The sequence below is a fragment of the Bradyrhizobium sp. 153 genome, assembly GCF_023073835.1.
GTDB lineage: Bacteria > Pseudomonadota > Alphaproteobacteria > Rhizobiales > Xanthobacteraceae > Bradyrhizobium.
The window spans coordinates 1-22,065 of sequence record NZ_JADPKH010000126.1 but is presented as its reverse complement, the minus strand read 5'-3'; the positions used below and the strand labels follow the sequence as shown (position 1 = coordinate 22,065).

Below are 22,065 nucleotides of genomic sequence, written 5' to 3'. Positions count from 1 at the left end.
TTTTTGCTGTCCAATCCCATCTCAAACCTCCGTCCAACCCGGAGGCTTCTTCGCACAGCTATCCCGATCCCGAACCAAGGGCTCCGGCTAAGCGCTTACATCTAGCCCGCGCTGAGGGTCGGAGAACAAGTAGCGATGGTGTTTTGCGGATCCTCCGTACAACGTCTCGATCAAATAGACAGTCGGTCGCGGCAACATCAAACACCGCGAATTCCTTCAAGCGCCCGGCGAGATGACAATCGCCGAATTGCATCCTTCCTGGACCAAACGATGCGGACAGCGCCCAGGCGGCGATATTTTCATTATCGATGATCCGCAAAAGCCGGACGCCATCAACCTGTGGTTCTCCAACACGCTCAGGTCGCGGTTAGACGATAGGGCGTCATCACCGTCGTCATGCAACGCGTTCACCTGAACGATCTCAGCGGCTACCTGCTCGAGACCGGCAAGGCTGGGACGTTGTTGGATCTGGCGGCGATCGCCGAGGAAGACGAGGAAATTGAGATCGGCCGCGGCAAGGTTCACCGTCGGCGGGCCGGCGAGACCCTTCATCCCACCACCTTAAACTTCTCGGCCATGCGCGGCGGTTTGAAGAAGCCCGGAACGTAGGGCCCCTACGCAGCTTAGGACGCGCAGCTCGGCGGTACCGGCGCCGGTCTCCTAGTTTCGGCCGCCTGCGACTGAAGGACTCGCTTCAGGAGGCGGCGCCCCGCAGCCGCCAACCAGATCAAAGGCAAAAAAGCTGCCGCTCAGACTCATGGCCAACCGAGAATAGTCCTCCTCTTGAACCTTGGCAGGCCGGTGCGAAAAGCGTCCACCCAGTTTGAGCGCTGAGGCTGGACTCGCCTTCGCCAAGAATCGCGCAAGCACAGCAAGGCCGATCGCTCTTCCTTCGCGCTCAGGCCTTCCTGGTCTGCAAACAGCTTCCGTCCGACGCTAGCCGGGTCAAGTTCGCCCGCAAGGTCAGCGACGAATTCACCGTACGCATCGTCAAGATGAAGACCTGCACCGCAATGGTAACAAGACGCCTTGGTGGGCGGACCTCCAGATCTCACCGCGACCGGTCGCGAACGAGCTATGGGCTGGAAGCCGGAACGACGCCAGCGGGCAGGTCGACAGACGCGATCAAGCTCGCTGTTCGGAGCTTGGAACAAGAGCAACGTTGAGATGAATTTCCCCTTCAATATGACCCAAGTCCTCTCGGCAAACGCCATACCGGGAGACTTCGAGGTGCTTGCCGCCCCCGCTCCTCCTACCCGAAGGCCTCGACCGAGCTCACACTCAACCCGGCGCTCGATGGGACTGGCCGATCGAACGGTCGGTTCGTAGTGGTCACCCGGCCGTGTGCCTGATCGGGCTCCTGGTCGGTCCCGACGAAAGGTTCCGCGCCTTTCGCGACAGGTTACTGGTCGTGGAAAGGAAATGGTGATTGCGTTGTGCTGGCTCGGCCAAATTTATACCTTTTTGCGGTCGATCGTCGACCACAGCTGATTGCTGCTCGGCATTTGTACACGAACCCAACGATAGGGGACCCGCGACCACAGCTTGATCTCTGAAGCAAGATTGTCGAGCACGAGATCGCCGCTCCGGGTGCGCACGAGCAGCACCAAATGATGCTCTCCAGAACTGACGATGACCTCGCTCAGGAGCAAGGCCCGCGCCGGCCAGCCACGCTGAAGGAGTTCGTGACGTTTGCTTACAGCGTAATCATTGCAGTCCCCGCGATCGGGATTGATGCTCCACGCCTCGCCGTCTAAGCCGAGATTGTTGGGCGCAGGCACAATGGACAAGTTGACCAGACCATTGACCTCTAAGAGATCCGCCCACCGTTCCTCCGTCAGCCGAACTGGACCGCCGCGGAAGCCCCGCCGCGAGCGGCACTCGGCCTCGTAGCGCAGGCAGAACATCGTGTACGTCAGAGGCGGAAGTGTGGGCCGTCCAAGTTCGATGCGCCCTAGTGCCGCTTGAGGAGGCGTAGGCATCGCCAAGCGTCCTGCCCCCGCCCATGGAGTACCTCCGGCCATCATGGCGATCGCTATAACCAAGACGGAGCCGGAGACTCGATACATCTGCCGAGCCCTATTGAGGTTCGGATCCAGTCGCAGCCAGGCTATGGGCAGAACTGCGCGATTAATTCGCCCATTTTAAATATATTTAATTTATATAATTGGCAATAAAAATAACGACGCGATTATCGCGCCTCCGACTAAAACGCTCGGCCCGCCGGCGGAGAAGCAGGTTCAAATGCGCGTCGGTTGCTTCTCTCCGGGAGCGCTGCTGCTCTTACGCGGTTATGCCATCCTATCACCGACGGTTGTGTTCACGTCGCGAGCGTCGCGCTGTTATCGGGCGGACGGCGCCGAAGGAGCGCTCGCCCCAACTTCGTCCCCCTCATAGGTCAGACGACAATCGTAGCGGTGACTTCGCCCCCCAAGCGAATGGCTGCAATGAGCAAACATATTTTTTACAACAGAGAAGCGCCGCGCACTCGGTCCGCGGTTGTGCGCCGAATTTTGTGCGCAGGGCGGGGACGCGAGTCGAAATCGCCAGCCTGCGATGGAAGCCTTGGAATCGGGGTTCGATCCGGACGCTCGGATTGGACGTTCAAGTCCGGCGATGCCGAGTGTTGGTCGCGTTGTTTGTCAAGGCAGCCGATTTGACCCCACTGACCGATCATGACGGCTGCGCCTTTTCGATCGCCTCCGGCAATCTACCGGCGTCCCTTGATCAGTGGGTAATGCGCTCGCGACGGGAAATCTGTGCGCGTAGGGCGGGGGCGAGCCGTTCCAGAATCAGGTGCCGCTCCAATCGGTTCTCGCGTTCGACGGCGTCCGAGTAGATCGGGAGCGCGTGGATTATCTCACGAGGATTCTACAAGACACGTGTCCAAATGGGGCCGCTGCCCCGACCACGATGGGCTTGCCATCGCATTCGATCTCGCCGACGAACTCGATGTTTCCGCCAGAACTCAGCGTCATATTAAATTTCAAATTCAATAAATGGCGCGATTAAATTAATACAAGTGAACCTTTTCCTGCAGAGACTTAGTAAACCGCACTTCGGCCTCACCAGAATCAACCGCTCAGGCTCTCGCGATGATCGACGCACTCTATTTTTGAAAGGATGATGGCGCGTCACCAGCCATCAGAGCCGGATTGCCGCCCTCCAACACGAATGCGACTTTGCAGCGAATTCCCCCAGGCAGCGCCAAACGCGGGTTTGGCAAGGCCAGACGCACCCCGAACGTTCCGCTGGCGGCGTCGAGGACGCGGTCGACAACGATGACAGAGGCAATATGGACGCCCCCGATGGGCAGCTCCGGTCGCACCTTGGCTCTGCTGCCGGCACGGATCTGACCAAAATATGCGGTGGGCACGAACACTTCGACCCTCAGCGGATCAATCTGTGCGAGGGTGAGGACTGGGCTCTGGTCATTTCGATATTCACCCGGAACGAGAAGCCGCTCGACCACCACGCCGTCGATCGGACTGCGCAGCGCGCGTTGATTCACAACCTCTTCGGCGTGCGCGACTTCCAAGCGAGCAAGCTCCCGGTTGAGTTGCGCCTCCTTGAGTTGCTGCTCGGCAACCTGCACCTCCGCTTCGGCTTCCTGAAGTGAAGCGAGTGGACTGACGGACCTTGTATGAAGCTCCTTTAAACGCTCATGTTTTTGACGCAGGAACTGCGCGCGGGCTTCGGCCGACTTCACGGGAGCATCATTGGTTGCGCGGGCCCGCGCGAGCGCCAGCGTTGCGGCCTCGACTCCATCTTCGATCTTGCCAATGATCTGGCCCTCCCGAACGATATCGCCGCGATCAACATCGAGGCGCGCGATCATGCCGACTGTGGGGCTCGCCAGCTTGACGGTTTGTTGCGGCTCGATCACGCAATTGAATTCCCGCTCCCCCGTCGAGATTTCTGGGGTCTCTGCCCTTGCACCGGAACCGGCAAGCAAGATCCCCACCGGTAGGTACAAGCACAAAACGACGTAGTTCATCCGCTGAGCTCTGCGGGCAATTCCCTCAATCGGGCGCATCATGCGAGTTCCCATCGAATTCCTTCTGCCCTATTTGTATATAATATCAATTGGATTTAATTAACTTAAAATGGCATATTCAAAAAATAATATAGCCGATGGATTGGCGCAAGATGACTGCCACCCTCCGACAACACCACCAAAGTCATTGGTCGGCGCTCTTGTGGACAACACATGTCTGAACCCGACTTGAGAGCAAGCGGGGGCCCCGCCCCGCAATTGCGGCAGGTGCCCGCAGATGCGACGACATCGCCGCACTGGCAAGGATTGCTGAACGCGGGAAACGAAGCGACATTTGTTTCGGCCTGGTTGGCGCTGCAATGCAGCCGTATTGCCGGCGTGTCAGCGGGTCTGTTGCTGCTGCGGCGGGTGGATTCAACTGCTCCGTTACTATCGGTAACGTGGCCGCCTCGGGATGTGGATGCCAGCGATCTCATGCGCCTGGCCGAAACCGCCTACGCGGAACGCCGCTTGGTCATTGCTCCGGGTCGCGTCGGTCCTGATTCCAGGCCCGCGCAACCTGTGGCCCTGATAGTCGCCCTGCCGCTCGGCACTACGAACGAGCCGATTGCGGCTGTAGCCATCGCATTGACGACGACGGCCGCCAAGCCCCTCGTCACCCCGGCGATCGTCGCGGAGCAATTGCGCTGGGGTGCGGGCTGGCTCGAGGCATTGCCTTGGGCCAGGCACACTAAGGATCTCTCGTCTGACGTAACGCGAGCGGCATCGTGCCTCGACCTCCTGGTCACAGTGAACGCGCAGCCGCGGCTGAGCGGTATGGCAATCGCGGTGGTCAATGAGCTGACAACCCGCCTGCGGTGCGAGCGCGTATCGCTAGGTATTGTTGGTCGGAATGGCACAATCTGCCTGCGCGCGATTTCGTTCTCGGCTAGCTTCAAACGCGAGAGCCGCCTCGTCAATGCGATCGAGAGCGCAATGGAAGAGGCGATCGAGCAGCGTGGATGCGTCGTTTATCCGCCATTGCCGACGATGGGACGCGTCGTGGCCATCGCCCATCGGGCACTGGCGGAGGAAGCAAAGGCGTCCGGCTCGTCGACGATGTCAGCTATACTAGCCGGCCCCCATGGAGAACCGGCCGGCGCTCTCACTTTCGAACGTCACCGCGCCGACCCCTTTACGGACGACACGCTGAAGTTGGTAGAGGGGATCGCGGCGCTGTTGGGACCTCAGATCGCTTTGCAAGTGCGGGCGAACCGGCTCTTGGGCGGACGTGTGGTTGACGGTATCGGCGACGGATGCGCGGCACTGTTCGGCCCACGGCGGCCGACCCTCAAGCTCTGCGTCGGCAGTGTCATAGTGCTTGCGCTAACCTTGGTCTTTGCGAAAGGCGAGCACCGCGTCACCGCGAAATCGGTGCTTGAGGCCGAAGTGCAGCGCGCAGCTGTGGCTCCGTTCGACGGATTTGTTCGAGCGGCCCCGGCACGAGCTGGCGACACGGTGCGGCAGGGCGACCTTCTCGCCCAGCTTGACGACCGGGATCTCGTTCTCGATCGGTTGAAGTGGCGCGCCGAACTCGACAAGCTGCTTCAACGCGATCGCGAGGCGCTCGCCAAGCACAATCGCAACGGCCTCGTGGTACTGGAACCGCAGATCCGGCAGGCGGAGGCGCAGTTGGCACTCGCGGAAGAGAAGCTCGCGCGCACCCGGATCCTCGCTCCATTCGACGGTGTCGTCGTCTCGGGCGACCTCAGCCAGATGCTCGGTTCTCCCGTCGAGAAGGGAAAAACGCTGTTCGAGGTGGCGCCGCTCAATTCCTATCGTTTGATCGTTCAGGTCGACGAACGTGACGTTCGCTTCGTGGCAGTCGGGCAGAGCGGCACCGTTGCACTCGCAGGCAGGCCCGGCGAACCGGTGCCGATGACCCTGAACAAGATCACGCCGGTTACGCTCGCCGAGGAAGGGCGTAACGCTTTTCGGATTGAGGCTCGCCTCTCGGAAGCGGGCCTTGCATTGCGCCCCGGGATGGAAGGCGTTGCAAAGATCAATTCCGGACGACGCCCGATTGCGTGGATCTGGCTGCATCCTATCATCGATTGGCTGCGACTTGCCGCGTGGAAGTACCTGCCGTGAGAGGGGCAATATGACCGCAGCCCCGTTTCTAAGCTCGTCCTGGTATCGCGTCGCGCAACGCAGGCCGAAGCTTCGCGACCACACCTCGGTGCACCGACATCGGTATCGGGGCTGCATTTGGTACGTCGTGCAGGATCACGCGACCGGCCGCATGCACCGCTTGTCGCCCGCCGGCTACATGATCGTGGCTGCGATGGACGGCGTGCGAACGGTTGACCAAATCTGGCACGAGGTCGGATCCGCTCTTGCAGAGGAGGCGCCGAGCCAGAGCGACGCCATCCAATTGTTGGCCGAACTCAGCGCTTTTGACCTGTTACAAACCGAAGTGACTCCGGATGCAAATGCGCTGGTCGCACGTGCCGCGAAAGCTAAACGCTCCAGGTGGCTCGGCAACGTGATCTACCCGCTGGCCCTGCGGATTCCGCTCTGGCATCCGGTCAGGTTTTTCGAGCATACCCGGCCGCTTGCAGAATGGTTATTTGGGTTGCCGGGTGCCTTGCTGTGGCTATTGGTGGTGTTGCCGGCGCCTCTGTTCGCGGCACAACACTGGCAGGAATTAACAGCCGACGCCTCCGACCGAATCCTAGCCACCGACAACCTTCTGTCGCTCGCGCTGGTGTATCTCCTGCTCAAGACCTTGCATGAATTTGGGCACGGATTTGCGGTCACGGCGTTCGGGGGAACAGTACCCGAATTAGGAGTCATGATCCTGGTGTTCGCCCCGTTGCCCTATGTCGACGCCTCTGCCGCATCGGCATTCCGCAGCAAGTGGAGGCGCGCTCTTGTCGGCGCGGCCGGAATGATTTTCGAAATGTTCTTCGCTGCGCTCGCGCTTTACGTATGGCTTACCGTTGAGGCTGGACTTGTCCGCGCGCTCGCATTCGACGCACTGGCCGTGGCCGGTGTCTCGACCGTGGTATACAACGGCAATCCACTCCTGCGATATGACGGCTACTACATTCTCGCGGATCTGCTGGAAATCCCGAACCTGGCGCAGCGTGCTACCCGGTACTGGAGCTACATTGTCAATCGCTACGCGTTTCGAGCGGATGGATCTAAGGATTTCGTAGCCACGGCTGGTGAACGAGTCTGGCTCCTTTTATACGCACCGACTGCTTTCCTTTACCGGCAGGTCGTGATGCTCGCGATCGCTATGTTCCTCGCCTCGCAGTATCTCGCCCTCGGCGTCTCGATCGCGGTCTGGAGCCTGCTAACAGGTGTTGCGCTGCCGATCGGCAAGGCCCTGTGGTTCGTGCTAGCGAGCCCGAGCCTTCATCGCAATCGCGGCCGCGTCGTGGCGGCGACCTTCGGCATGATTCTGGCCACCGGGTTGATGCTTATCCTAATTCCGGTCCCTTCTTATACCACGACGGAAGGCGTCGTCTGGTTGCCGGAGAATGCAATCGTACGCGCGAGAACCGACGGCTTCGCGCGCGCGTTTCTGGTCCGTCCGGGCATGAACGTCACAGCCGGAGAAGCGCTGGTCGAAAGCGAGGAATCAACACTCCAGGCTGAACTCTCAATTCTCCGCGCACGCGTCGCCGAACTCGAGGCGAGGCTTGAGATCGAGCGCTTTACCGACCGTGCGAGCGCGGAGATCACCACGACGGAATTGGGGCAGGTACGCGCCGAGCTCGCGAGCACGACGGATCGCGCCGCGCGCCTCATCGTGCGCAGCCGCAGCGAGGGCACCTTTGCCGTTATGAAACCAGAGGATCTGCCGGGACGCTTCCTGCGCGAGGGGCAACAGATCGGCTACGTACTTACTCCCGGTTCACGCATCGTGCGTGCAACAATCCGTCAGGACGACATCGACCTCGTTCGCCATCGGTTGCAGAGCGCCGAAGTTAAACTCGCAGAGCGCCCTGATGAGACGTTGCCCGTTGAGTCCATTCGCGAAATACCGGCAGGCCGTGACGTCCTTCCCAGCAGGGCCTTAGGGGGCGCCGGCGGCGGCGCTTTCACCGTCGACCCTGGCGATCCCGAAGGCATAAAGACGCTGCAACGTGTCTTCCAAATTGATCTTGTACTGCCCGAGAATGCACCGGCGGCCACCGCATTCGGCGGCCGCGCCTACGTCCGCTTCAACTTCAACTGGGAGCCGCCGGGCCAGCAGATCTGGCGCCGTCTGCGACAATTACTGCTGTCTCAGCTGCAGGTCTGAGGGCATCCGTATGCTCAAGCGCAAGGGACACTTCGTCGGTTTGGCCTCGGTGGCGGTGGACGCACCCTATGCGGAGCAAGCCGCTCGCCGAGAGATTGGACTCGATGCTGCCCTGCTCGACGCTTGGGGCCGGGTCTTGCCCCTCCTGCAGCCGGCCATCGCGCGTGACCGCCTCGTCCGTTTTGCCCGGTTGGTCGGCGATCTGGAACCGCAGTTCGCTGTTCTGACGAACCAGCGTTTGCGCGATACTGCGGAGGAGCTGCGCGCATCATTGCTGTCAACTCCCCTCTACTCGCATCAAATGGCGCGTTCGTTTGCGCTTGCGCGCGAGGCGGCGCGTCGTCACGTCGGGATGCGTCTCTTTCCGGTACAATTGCTCGGCGGCGCTGCCATGATGGGAGGCGCGGTCGCCGAAATGGAAACCGGTGAAGGCAAGACCTTGACGGCGCTGCTGCCGGCGATCACCGCCGCACTCATGGGCCGTCCGGTTCATATCATCACGGTCAACGACTATCTCGCGCGCCGCGACGCCGAACAGCTCGCACCCATCTGCAATGCGCTCGATCTCACGGTCGGGCTCGTCGAGCACGGGCAGTCGCAGCAGGAGCGGCAAAGAGCCTACGCAAGTGACGTCACCTATTGTACCAACAAGGAGCTTGTGTTCGACTATCTCCGCGATCGGCTCGCGCTCGGCCCCCGCCGTGCCCTTTCTCGGCTTGCTCTCGACACAATATTCAACAGCAGACTTGCTAGCCACCATCAATCACCACTTTTGCGCGGTCTGCATTTCGCGATCGTAGACGAGGCTGACAGCGTCCTGATCGATGAGGCGCGCGTGCCATTGATCCTCTCCGGGGCGCAAGAAGGGCCCGAGAACGCCGGCGGCCTGTACGAGGCCGCACTAGATCTCGCTCGACGCCTGGTGCCCGGCGAGGATTTTCATGCGCGCGAAAACGAGAAGTCGGTGCGGCTGACCGCCCGCGGCGAGAGCCGGATCGCTCAGCTCGCTGCAGGACTACCAGGACTATGGGCGGTCCGGCGCGCGCGCGAAGAACTCGCGCAGCATGCGCTTGCCGCTCTTCATCTCTACCGACGGGACGTCCAGTATATCGTCGCTGATGGCAAGGTGCAGATCGTCGACGAGTATACCGGGCGCATCATGCCGGACCGGTCGTGGGAAGGCGGCATTCACCAGCTCATCGAAGCCAAGGAACATTGCACCATCACGGAGCGACGCACCACCCTTGCGCAAATAACCTATCAACGCTTCTTTCGGCGCTACATGCATCTTTGCGGCATGTCCGGGACGGCGACCGAGCCGGCAGGGGAACTATACGGCGTCTATGGCCTCCGCGTTGTAAGGATTCCAACAAACCGGCCATTGCGACGAGCGAACGCCGGCACACGCTTGTTTCCGACGGCCAACCTCAAATGGGACGCCGTGGTCGATTCAGTTCACGATATCGTTCGCAAAGGTCGCGCCGTGCTCGTCGGGACCCGCTCGGTTGAAGCCTCTGAGCAAATTTCGCTGTTGCTTAGCAGATCGGGACTCGAATCCGTGGTTCTTAACGCGCGACAGGACCACGCCGAAGCCGAGATCATTGCGGGCGCGGGTCAACCGGGCCGCATTACCGTCGCTACCAACATGGCGGGCCGGGGCACCGACATACAACTACATCCTGCGGTCCGGACCCGAGGCGGCTTGCATGTCATCCTAACCGAATATCACGAGTCCCGCCGCATCGACCGCCAACTCTTTGGGCGCGCTGGCCGCCAGGGTGACCCCGGTAGCTACGAAACGATTGTCGCGCTCGATGATGAGCTTTTCAGACGCTTTATGAATCCGAAGCTTCTTCGGTTATTAGGCAAACAATCGAAACGAACGCAGCCAATTCAAGGAGCATTAGGACGCGTATTACGCAGCTATGGCCAACACGCGGCCGAGCGTCTTCACGGGCGAGCCAGACGGACCGCCCTCGCCGAAGATCTTCGTTTCAACAGAATTCTCAGCTTCGCCGGGACTGAATGATGGTCCCCGCATCCACCCGAAGCACACGTAAATATTATTTTATTTATGTAAAAAGTTTATAAATCTGTAGCGAAGGCGATGCATTATGGTACTATTTAAATGGACATTAAATAGACATTAAATGATCTGGCACGATTTCGGGTTGTGGTATTCGGAGACAACGATGTCGGGTTCCTGGGGCTTTTTCGGCCATCTGGCGCGACGGAGCATTCACGGCAGCGCGAGGAGCGATCGCAAGACGATCGTCGATGGCAAACGCGATGCTAGTCATTCGCCGCTGATCATCGAGACGCTCGAGCCGCGCATGCTGCTCGCCGCGGATCCTCTTGGCATCACCGCAGGCTACGCCTTCAACGAGGTCTCGGGCACCACAACGGCAGATGCATCCGGTCACGGCATCGTCGGCACGCTCACGAACGGTGCGACCTTCACAGCCGGAAGATACGGCAATGCGGTCGCACTCGACGGCGTGAACGACTTCGTCGATCTCGGGAATCCGACTGCGCTGCAACTGACTGGCAGCATGACTCTCAGTGCGTGGGTTTACGTCCGCTCGTTCCCCGCTGACGATGCGCCCGTTGTATCCAAGCGAACCTGGGGCGAATCCGGATACCAGCTTGACATCACCGCGGACACTGGACCTCGCACGATCGGATTCAAGCTCACCAACAGCTCGGGCGGACAGATGTTCCGCTACGGCGCGACGGCGTTGCAGCCCAACACTTGGTATCACGTCGCCGGCGTCTATGACGCCGCTGGCCAAACTTTGAACGTCTATCTCAATGGCGTCCTCGACAACGGACAGTTGATCGGCACGGTCACGAGTTCCCAGCAGAATTCAATGGCCAACGTGAATATCGGAAGTCGGCCGGGCCGTGCAGGATTCGAGTTTCCTGGCCTTATCGATGACGTGCGCATCGCCAATCATGCGCTCACCCCCGATCAGATCCAAACCGATATGGCAACTCCCCTCGCCGGAACGGCAGACACGATTGCCCCGACCGTGTCCTTCACGCCTCCCGCCTCGATCGTATCCGGCACCGTGAGTCTCGCAGCGAGCGCGTCGGACAACATCGGCGTTGCCGGAGTCAAGTTTTTGCTCGATGGCAACACCCTGCTCGGTACGGAGGATACCACCTCGCCGTACGGCGTCTCATGGACCACGACCACGGCATCGAACGGCTCGCATGCGCTGACCGCGCAGGCACGCGATGCTGCCAACAACATAACCACTTCGACGCCGGTCAACGTTACGGTCGATAATCAAGCGCCGACCGGTACGGTGACAATCAACGGCGGCGCCGCGGCAACCAACAGCACCTCAGTCACGCTTACGCTCACTGCGACCGATGCAGTGACTTCCGTCAAGCAGATGCGCTTCTCGAACAGCGGGAGTTCGTATTCGACGGCGGAAGCTTTCGCCCCGACTAAGGCCTGGACGTTGTCGAACGCAACGGGAGGCACCAAGACGGTCTATGTCCAGTTCATGGACGCCGCTGGCAACTGGTCCGCGGCGGCAACAGATACCATCGTGCTCGACACAACCGCACCAACGATCTCCGGGCAGACGGCAACGAATATTACCGGCAGCACCGCACGAGTCACATGGACGACCAATGAAGCTGCGACTTCGCGGGTCGAGTATGGGCTGACGACCGGTTACGGATCGTCGACGACGCTAGATACGGCCCTGGTGACGGCACACAGCGTTGCGCTAACCGGCCTTGCTCCCAACACTACTTACAATTACCGCGTCCGTTCGATCGACGCTGCCGGAAACGAAAGGATCGGCTCAAACGCCACATTCACGACGTCTGCCAGCCAGGACGCTACGCCGCCATCTACTCCTACAGGCCTGGTGGCGACCGCGGCTTCGACAACGCAGATCAATCTTTCGTGGAACGCCTCGACCGACAACGTTGCGGTCACCGGCTATCAGGTCTTCCGCAATGGTGCGCAAGTTGGTACCCCGACAACGACCACGTTCAGCGATACCGGCCTGTCGCCAGGCACATCCTACACTTATACCGTGCGGGCGAGGGACGCGGCATCGAACCTCTCCGGACAATCCGCGCCGGCCAGTGCCACGACGCTGACGCCCGACACGACATTGCCCACCGCCACGATCACCGCGCCGACGGGATCTGCGACCGTCTCTGGTACGATTACAATCAGTGCCAATGCATCCGATAATGTCGGAGTGGCTGGCGTGACCTTCCTGGTGGACAATGTCGCGGTCGGCGGAGGGGAAGACACGACGTCGCCCTACAGCATCAGCTGGGACTCGTCGACGCTTGCCAATGGCGTCCACACGATCACGGCGCGCGCACGGGATAACTCCGGAAACACCGGCGTTTCGCTACCCGTCAGCATCACGGTATCGAACACTCAAACACCGGGTTTGGTTGCTGCCTATTCGTTCGATGAAGGATCCGGAACGACTGCGGGCGACTCCTCAGGGCAGTCGAACCTAGCGACACTCAACAACGGCGTTGCTTGGATAGCCGGCAAGAACGGCCGCGCCGCGAGCTTTGACGGAGTCAACGACTTCATTTCCATTCCAAACTCTGCTTCGACGAACATCTCCGGTAATGCCCTTACACTGTCGATGTGGATCAATCCCCAGGCACTCGCGAGCGGCGACTCCGTTGTGATCGGGAAGTTCTGGAATACGACTATGTCGTCGCCTTACTACCAATATGGACTCGAACTGCGCGGCGGCAATCAGACCGATTTCTATATTGGGACGTCCAGCGGCGCGCTCGTCGCCGCCGGAGGAACCACTTTGCCATTCAACCAGTGGTCCCACCTCGCCATCACCTTCGATGGTGCGCAGGTCAAGACCTACGTCAACGGAACCCTCGTCAACACGCAGGCGCTGTCGGCAACGATCACGGCGCGCGGAAATCCCATGCGCATCGGAGCGGATGCCTCGACCGCGCAATTCTACAAGGGAGCGCTCGACGATCTGCGGATCTACAACCGCGCGCTGACATTGGCCCAAGTGCAATCGGACATGACGACGCCCGTCGGTAACCCGACGACCGGATCACCGCAGGTCTTGATAGATTCCCCAATCAATGGGGCGCAAGTTAGCGGCATCGTCAATGTGACTGCAGATGCAACCGACGACACCGGCATCGCCAATGTGCAGTTCTATATCGACAATGTGGCCACCGGCTCCCCCGATGCGACCGATCCATACGCTCTTGTATGGGACACGCGGACGGCAAGCAACGGCGCGCACACTATTGCTGCGATGGCGACCGACATAGACGGACATGCGACGTTGTCAGCACCGATAACCGTCAACGTCGCTAACAGCAGCTTTTTCCAGAACGAAATCCTGGCGACGGGATTCAATCTACCTACCGCGATCAAATTCCTGCCCGACGGCCGCATGCTGGTGGTGGAACTTGCGGGCACAGTGAAGATATTGCCGCCGCCCTATACCACGCCAGATCCAACGCCCTTCCTGCAACTCACCAACATCGGCTCGGCGGGCGTACAGCAAGGCATCTATGACATTGCACTCGATCCCAACTTCAACACCAATCATTACTACTACATTTTCTACACGCTGGGCACACCGAACGTGGATCGCTTCTCGCGCTTCACAGCGAACGCAGCGCTGACGGGCACCGTTCCCGGCAGTGAGTTCGTCATCTATCAGGATACGGAAATTGCCAATGCCGAACACCACGGTGGAGCTATCAACTTCAGCAACGACGGCAAGATCCTGCTCACGACCGGGGAGCATTTTCAGGCCGGCGAATCGCAGGACCTCACGAAGCCGCGCGGCAAGATCCTGCGATATAACATGGACGGCACCGTTCCCACCGATAATCCGTTCTATGATGGCAGCGGACCGAACTACGATGCGGTATGGGCGCTTGGTCTGCGGAATCCCTTCCGCGCCTACTACGACGCGCCCACGGGGCGGCTGATCATTGGCGATGTCGGCGGAAACGCCTATTCAACCGCAATCGAGGAACTCGACATCGGAGCGAAGGGTGCCAATTACGGCTGGCCGAACGTAGAAACTCCGAACGGGAATCCCGCCTACACTGCACCAGCTTACTACTACCCGCACAATGGACGCGACGCCGCAGTCGTCGCTGGATTTGTCTATCACGGCACACAATTCCCAAGCAGCTATCAGGGCAGCTTCTTTTTCGCGGATTACACTCAGAACTGGATCAAGCGCCTCACCTTCGATGCCAACGGAAACGTCACCGGCGTCTTCAACTTCGAGCCAGCCGACGGCTCGGTAGATGGCCCCTACGGCGACATTGTCTACTTGACCGAAGGCCCCGATGGTGCGCTTTACTATGTCGACCTCGGCTATTCCGATATCAGCGGCACGTTCGGCGTAAGCAAAATCCGCCGCATCGAATTCATTCAATCGGATCTGCCCCCGGTAGCGACGGCTTCGGCATCACCAACGAAAGGGCCAAGCCCGCTCACCGTCAACTTCTCCAGCAACGGTTCATCCGATCCGGAAGGAAAGCCTCTCACCTATTCGTGGAACTTCGGTGACGGCGTGACTTCCACCGCGGCCAACCCGTCACACACATATACGGTCGCGGGCCCGTATCAGGCCCGGCTGACGGTCTCCGACGGGGTCAATTCCACGCTGTCGACTCCGATCGCAATCAGCGTCGGTAATAGTCCCGTTGTCAGCCTCCTTGCGCCGACCGATGGCGCGACCTTCAGGGCCGGCAACGTGATCACATTCAGCGGCACCGCGACGGATGCCGAAGATGGTACACTCCCCGCAAGTGCCTATACCTGGAATATCGACTTCCTCCACGAAGGTCATGTTCATCCGGGTATTCCTATCACCGGCGTGACCAGCGGCACGTTCACGATCCCGACCTCCGGGCACGATTTCAGCGGATTCACGCGGTATCGAATAACGCTGACCGTGACCGATTCCAGCGGGCTGCAGTCGAGCCAATCCGTCACGATCTTCCCCGATAAGGTCAATCTCAATTTCAACACGTCGCCTGCCGGATTAACACTGTATCTGGACGGCATCGCGCGCACGACGCCGTTCACCTATGACACGTTGATCGGCTTCAATCATGAGATCGAAGCGCGCAACGCGACCGTCGGAAGCACGACCTACAACTTCGTATCGTGGTCGGATAGCGGCACTCAAGATCACATCATCACAGCCCCCGTCGGTGGTGCGACCTATACTGCGACTTATAATGCCGTCACGACCTCGGCACCGTTAGCATTCGTCCAGGTGACTTCCGCCACCCCGCAAACCAACCAGACCCAGGTATCGGTCGCCTACACGAACGCGCAGACGACAGGGAATACGAACATCCTCGTGATCGGATGGAATAACACGACATCGAATATCACGTCCGTCACGGACTCGGCCGGCAATGTCTATCAGCTCGCCGTCCCGACAGCGCGAGGCAGCGGTATCAGCCAGGCCATCTACTACGCCCCGAATATCAAGCAAGCCGCTGCCGGCGCCAACACTGTAACAGTGACCTTCAACACCGCGACTCAATACGTGGACATTCGCGCTCTGGAGTACGGCGGTCTCGCCCTCACCAATCCCTTTGATGTCGGCACCTCGGCGTCAGGCACCACCAGTTCAGCCAGCACCGGGGCCGTTACAACCTCCACCGCCCATGAGCTCATTTTTGGCGCCGGAACGACGACGGGTGGGTTCACTGCGGCAGGCAGCGGCTTTACCACGCGTGTCATTACAACGCCTGACCTTGATATTGCCCAGGACCGGTTCGTAACCGCGACGGGTAGCTACAGTGCGACAGCATCTCTCCAGGGCTCTGCGGCATGGGTGATGCAGGTCGCGACCTTCAAGGCAGTGGGGTAGTCCGGATGTCGCGGCGGCAAGGCTTATGCGGCAATGCCGTTGCGTGCAGCCTCGTGTGCAGCAGTGCCTTGAATAGCCAACGCGCCCACGCCACAGTCGCTTGGCGGCTGGTTGGTCGAACTGACGCACCGAAGTGCCGGACCGAGCTGGACCGCGGCTTGCGCAAAGCTCTTGGAGAGACCTCATGGGTTCTCAATGGCACTCCGGTTGGCGTCGGAGCCCTTCACGGCTAGATTGAAGCGACACAAGGCACTGCATTATGACTGCTTCGGATAAACCGATACTTGGTAGTTGCGCATCGCCGCTGATGAAGGACCTGACTCGTGGTGGATTCTTCGCAGGACTATTTGCTGTAGGCTGCGCCAGTGGCCTCGCATCCCGCGTCATTCAATCGGTCCATGGACTTGGATGGCTAGATGCGCTTCTCGGCACGTTTGAGATCAGTGTAATCGTTTGGATATCATGTGCCGCTGGAGTTTCCTTCGTTCTTCAAGACCGAACGGTTGGGATTCGCTCTTCAGAACTCGTCTTGGGAGCGGCCTTTGTGCTGCTCGCCATTCTACCGGTAGGTCCAGCCAGCTGGCTGGCTGTAACCGCGCTCAGTCTCTACGTCATCAAAACGTCCGATGCCTCCTCGTCCCGGCGCGGCGCTCTTATCCTTCTGGCCGTTACCGTGCCCATGCTTTGGAGCCGGCTGTTCTTTCATTTCTTTGCTGAGCTAATTTTGCGGATCGACGCCGCACTCGTTGGTTGGATATTGCGCACCCCTCGAACTGGAGACGTCGTCGAGTTTGCCGACGCTTCCGGCGTTCTGGTCATTCTGCCAGGCTGTTCCTCGCTCGCAAACGTATCGCTTGCATTTCTCTGCTGGGTGACTGTGAGCCAGTTAGTCAGCCACAAGAAAACTGTTTACGATCTATTCTGGTGTCTGATGGCTTGCTTCTCCGTCGTAGCAGTGAATGTCACTCGCATAAGCTTTATGGGGTTGAGCCAATGGCACTACGCCATGTTCCATGGTTGGTGGGGAGCCGCGGTCGCGAACACAGCCATTTTTGGCCTGACGGTCGGCTTCTGCGTGCTGGGGGTGAGGCGTGAGCTCCTCCGCCCGATTTAAGTGGTTTATCGCGGCCGTCCTGTTGCTGGCCACTGGATGGAAGATTGCGATACCATCCGAAGATCCAGGCCAGCTCAGGGAGGATATTGTTAGATTTCTCGACAGAAATCACTTCAGCGTCGTAGCAACTAATGAAATTACGACTGGCACTCTGATCATCCGAGCCACCAGAGCGTCATGTCAATTGCAGGTCGCTAAGCTTACTCCCGACGGATCGAACCGAAATCTCGTTCGACATCTGGCAACTGGAACCGATCGCTCGTTCGTCGTGTTTCGAGGCGAAGTGTACACGCAACAACCGATAGCCTGGACAGTGTTTCATTATCTGTGGTCGAGATTTCTTCGCGAACTTGGATTCGTTCGACACATCACCCCTGTCATCGACGTGGCGGAGAGCTTAGGTTGCAATGCAGAACTGCTCCCATGGACTGAAATTCAAGATCGTCCCGCGTGATTCACAACGAACTTCCGGACTTCTCGTGCAGAATCGGGTCTCTGATGCGCCAGCGTCAAATCGTCGCGCGCGCATTATCTATCAGCGTCTACCCAAGATCTATATTGACATACATTTAATTTAAACGATTATTATACCGCTAAATATTTATCTTTTAACTGACGACTAAGGGAGAAGAAATATGACGTTGCCCGGGTGGGTCCTTGCGATTTTCCTCACGATGGCCGCAGCGGTGCCGGCCGGCGTCTATTTCACTGCCACTTTGTTCTTTCCTCCTGACCAAAGCTACACTTACGTCGGTCAGGGGACGGCACAGGGCGCACCTGGACCCGTCGCGGGCGCGGGACTATCCTTCGCCGCAGTTGCATATGCGGCCTATTGGATAATCAGGCGCCGTCGACGCAAACCGGACTGAGCGCGACTTGATCGGCCTCTGTACAGCGCGATAGTCGAGTAATCCTGCTCGTGGCGTATGGCTTGCGAGCAGGGAGGGACGGCGGCGGTCGAATTCAACCCCTGCGCTGTGTGTAAGCCGGGTGCCACCGACCGACCGGACAGGCTGTACCTGCCCAAATCTTCAAGCAGGTATTCCCCGGGTTAGGACAGATTTAGAATGCCAGATGAGCTGGTCGTCATTCTAGGGGCTGAAGCTATAATACTTGCCTGCGTAGCGTAAGCGTAGCGCCGAGGCCCTTCGGATTGTCTGTGCGCAGCCTTGGGAGCACCGTTAGAAGAGTCATCTTCGGCAAGGGTGCTCATAATGGACGACCATTCGGACGAGATAAGACGACCGTTGACGCAGCGTATCGAAGTGTATGCTGGCGCAGGCCGAAAGCAGTGGCCGGATGATTTGAAGGCACAGATTGTCGCGGAAAGCCTCGAGCCAGGTGCGGTTGTAACAGACATCGCACGCCGCCATGGCTGCCGGCCGCAGCAGGTGCATGACTGGCGGCGCCGGGCGCGTTCAGGTCAACTGGTGCTGCCGGCTTCGGCGGATACACTATCATTCGTGCCTTTGGTGTCGGAGACGTCGCTGCCGGCGGCTGCCGCGCCCTCCGGATCGCCGGAGGCTGCCGCTGTTACGGTTGAGTTCCTGGGGGCACGGGTGGAGGTGCGCGGAACGCCTGGGCTTGCCGTGCTGAGTGATGTGTTTGTGGCATTACGCCGGACACGTTCATGCTGACGGCTCCCGCTGGCCTCATGATTTACGTTGCGACCCGACCTGTAGACTTCCGGAAGGGCGCGGATGGCTTGGCACTCTTGGCGAAGGACACGCTGGGCCACGATCCGATGAAGGGCGTGGCAGTGGTCTTCCGTGCGAAGCGTGCCGATCGGGTGAAGATCGTCGTTTGGGATTGTACTGGAAGCGGCTTGAGGGCGGCGCCTTCAATGGCCGCCGGTTGATGACGGTGTGATGCGGATGAACGCCGCGCAGCTGTCGGCGCTTCTGGCCGGCATGGATTGGACACGCATGCACGCACCTCGAATCCCGCAGCCGAAAGCACTTGCGTAGGGCATAAAATCTTCGCTGCATCGGGGCGCGAAGCATGGCAGACTCGGGCCAATGAGTGATTTGCCTGATGTGCTGCCGAGCGATCCAGCCGAGTTGCGTGCCTTTGCCGCAGCTCTGCTGAAGCGCTGCGCGAGACTCGAGCGGTTGCTCAAGCTTGCAAAAGATGCGCAGTTCGGTAGATCCTCGGAAAAGCTTGACGCTGATCAGCTACAGCTTGTTCTGGAGGATATCGATCAGGCCGTCGCGGCTCTCGAAGCAGCCGAGGATCGTGCCAATCCCAAAACATGCGAGAAGAGAGCTGCCGAGCGCAGGGCCAATCGCGGTCAGTTGCCGGAGCATTTGCCACGCATCGTTGAAACGCTGATGCCGGCTGCAACCTGCTGCCCGTCCTGCAAAGGCGATCTCGTTGAGATTGGTCACGATGAGAGCCAGAGGCTGGACGTCGTACCGGCGCAGTATCGCGTAATCGTCACCCGCCGGCCCAAACTGGCCTGCCGCGCCTGCCAGGGCGTCGTTCTCCAGCACGCTGCTCCCGAGCGACTGATAAGGGGTGGATTGCCTGCCGAGCGGCTCGTCGCGCATGTGATCGACGCCAAGTATCATTGGCATTTGCCTCTCTACTGCCAGGCGCAGATGCTGGCGACCCACGGAATTGCCATTGATCGTTCCACGCTCGCCTTCTGGGTCGGCTACGCCGCCCAGGAATTGAAGCCCTTGTGGCATCGTCTGCGCGAGCTTCTGCTCGGGTCCCCGAAGCTCTGTGTTGATGAGACCCCGGCGCCGGTGCTGGATCCGGGGCGCGGCAGGACCAAAACCGGCTACTTCTGGGCGCTCTCGCGCGATGACAGGCCTTGGGCCGGACCTGACCACCTGGCGTGGTTTACGCCTATGCACCGGGCCGCGGCGCCGTTCATGGCTTGAGGCTGCTTGAGGAGTACCGCGGCATCATCCATTGCGATGGCTATGAGGCTTACAAGACCATGACCCGAGAGACGCGTGCGGACGCCCTGTCCGGTACGCTCGCCTTCTGCTGGTCGCATCTACGGCGCCAGTTTGTGAAGATCGAGCGCGAGGCTTCGCCGGCACCGGCTCCGGTTGCCCGCGAGGCCCTCGAGCGTATCGCCCAGATCTACGCGGTCGAGAAAGCCCTCCGCGGCCGATTGTCAATCGGCCCTTTCCCTTTAATTGCGGTTTGTTGTCAAGCTACCATTCTTTCTCTCTTCCAGTGACACGGTGGTAGCGATTGCTCCGTCGGAGCTGGTCAAGTTGCGGAGACGGAGCGATGGCGGATGGCGAGACGATTGCCTAGCGGGATTGGCAATCGATGTCGTTGGCGGCTTGAGCGGGGTGGGGTGGATGTCGTAGCTGGGGTCATGGTCCTTTCCGAGGTCGCGAGCGCCTCATGATGATGTCCGGATCGGGCGCCTCAACGTTTGCAGCGGAGTGCGGGCGAACCGCCACCGGCCGATTGACCGAGGTCACCACGACCACCGTCCCAGCGGGACATCGCCAGTCCGGCGGACCGGACCAGGAACTTGCGAGCAAATATCAGATTGGCTTCGGCTGCCCCCAGTCGAACGATGTTCCATCGACCCAGATGCAGTGGAGAACACGGCGATCTTTCGGGCGATGGCGACCTTTGCTTTCTTCATGCCGATCCGCTTGGCGAGCTTCATGCCCCAGGCCTTTAGTGAAGACCACTTTTTGGTTCGATAAAGAAGGACAGTGGCGGCCTCGAACAAGTAAGTTCGGAGAAGCCCGTCGCCCCATCGAGATATCTTTCCATTGGTGTCGGTTTCGCCGGATTGACTGCGCCTCGGCGTAAGGCCGAGGTAAGCGCCGACCGTCGAAGCCGATCGGAAGCGCGAGGGGTCATCGATCGTGTGGCGGAACGTAAGGGCCGTCACGACGCCGACCCCCGGGACTGTCATCAGGCGACGCGTCGTCTCGTCCAGCTTTGCCAATCGGCGGACCTCGTTGTCGAACTTACCTTGTTGTTGACAAACGTTCTCATGGATCGAGAGCAGCGGCGATATCACGCTGAGAAGCAAATGATCAACGCCCAAGAGTTCGCTGACCTGGTTGCGGAACTGTTGGCCGATCGCGCGAGGGAATAGTAATCCACATTCCTTGATCAAGCTGCGAACCTGGTTCTCGATGTCTCGGCGCATGGACACTAGCCGAGATCTGGCGACAAGGATCGCTCGGATCTTCTGGCTTTCCTCACTTTTGACTTTGACCTCTCGATACCATCCAAGCCGCACCAGTTCGGCAAGGCCTCGCGCATCATTCTGATCGCTCTTGTTAATTCGGACCGACAAAGCTGCGTGCGCATGCCGAGCGTCGATGCAGACCACGGGAAGCTCAACCCTGCGGAGTTCATGCCATAACCAACTCGCCATCGCGCCGGTCTCGAAGCCGATACGCTCGGCATGAGGCGCATGTTTGCGAAGCAGGTCAGTCAAGGCACCAGGATTAGACTTGGCTTTTCCTTCGAAGATTACTTGACCAGTCTCGTTGACGACGCACACAGCGGTTTCTCTCTGTGAGACGTCCAGCCCGACGTACTGCTTCATGGGAGCTCCTTCGAATCATTTGAATGCGAGGGATTGAGGATAACGGAGCTTTCCTGCCACGAGCACCGACCGCAATTACGTCATCGTTTGCAAATTTGACCCCTCATCGGCGTCCAATTTTGGCTCTGACTCATATGTGGAACGGCCCGGGCTGCAAGCTCTTTCTCTGGTTGAACAAGGGATGACGGTGCGGTCATATGTTCGGCCTGTGAAGCGGCGCCTGGCCGC

At 59.6% G+C, this 22,065-nt stretch carries 9 protein-coding genes and 2 pseudogenes; 8 read left to right on the top strand and 3 right to left on the bottom strand.

The window, feature by feature from the left end; translation table 11 throughout:
• Positions 1–396 precede the first annotated feature (396 nt).
• Positions 397–609: a hypothetical protein gene (locus IVA91_RS29705; RefSeq protein WP_247459870.1), complete on the top strand. Its 213-nt coding sequence runs from the start codon at positions 397–399 to the stop codon at positions 607–609.
• Positions 610–1,454: 845 nt separating this feature from the next.
• Here IVA91_RS29705 and IVA91_RS29700 read toward each other — a convergent pair.
• Complete coding sequence (locus IVA91_RS29700; protein WP_256464856.1) at positions 1,455–1,982, bottom strand: transglutaminase-like cysteine peptidase; 528 nt, start codon at positions 1,980–1,982, stop codon at positions 1,455–1,457.
• A gap of 1,127 nt (positions 1,983–3,109) precedes the next feature.
• On the bottom strand, positions 3,110–4,039 hold the full coding sequence (locus tag IVA91_RS29695; RefSeq protein WP_247459866.1) for an efflux RND transporter periplasmic adaptor subunit: 930 nt from the start codon (positions 4,037–4,039) through the stop codon (positions 3,110–3,112).
• 171 nt (positions 4,040–4,210) lie between these two features.
• Here IVA91_RS29695 and IVA91_RS29690 point away from each other — a divergent pair, with 171 nt between their 5' ends.
• From IVA91_RS29690 to IVA91_RS29660, 7 genes and pseudogenes are all read left to right on the top strand, one after another.
• Positions 4,211–6,127 (top strand): HlyD family efflux transporter periplasmic adaptor subunit, encoded by a 1,917-nt coding sequence (locus IVA91_RS29690; RefSeq protein ID WP_247459864.1) that lies wholly within the window; start codon positions 4,211–4,213, stop codon positions 6,125–6,127.
• 10 nt (positions 6,128–6,137) lie between these two features.
• Positions 6,138–8,291, top strand: coding sequence for a peptidase M50 (locus tag IVA91_RS29685; RefSeq protein ID WP_247459862.1), 2,154 nt, complete (start codon positions 6,138–6,140; stop codon positions 8,289–8,291).
• 10 nt (positions 8,292–8,301) lie between these two features.
• Complete coding sequence (locus IVA91_RS29680) at positions 8,302–10,320, top strand: DEAD/DEAH box helicase (RefSeq protein ID WP_247459860.1); 2,019 nt, start codon at positions 8,302–8,304, stop codon at positions 10,318–10,320.
• Positions 10,321–10,483: 163 nt separating this feature from the next.
• On the top strand, positions 10,484–16,180 hold the full coding sequence (locus IVA91_RS29675) for a LamG-like jellyroll fold domain-containing protein (RefSeq protein ID WP_247459858.1): 5,697 nt from the start codon (positions 10,484–10,486) through the stop codon (positions 16,178–16,180).
• A gap of 259 nt (positions 16,181–16,439) precedes the next feature.
• Entirely contained in the window at positions 16,440–17,294 is an 855-nt protein-coding gene (locus IVA91_RS29670) for a hypothetical protein (protein ID WP_247459856.1), read from the top strand.
• 1,214 nt (positions 17,295–18,508) lie between these two features.
• The gene (locus tag IVA91_RS29665) at positions 18,509–18,931 is read left to right on the top strand and encodes a transposase (protein ID WP_247459855.1); all 423 of its coding nucleotides are present in this window, start codon (positions 18,509–18,511) and stop codon (positions 18,929–18,931) included.
• Positions 18,932–19,312: 381 nt separating this feature from the next.
• Positions 19,313–20,421: pseudogene (locus tag IVA91_RS29660) on the top strand (IS66 family transposase); the annotation flags it as partial.
• A 388-nt stretch (positions 20,422–20,809) separates the two neighbouring features.
• Here IVA91_RS29660 and IVA91_RS29655 read toward each other — a convergent pair.
• Positions 20,810–21,837, bottom strand: a pseudogene (locus IVA91_RS29655) (IS110 family transposase).
• Positions 21,838–22,065 lie beyond the last annotated feature (228 nt).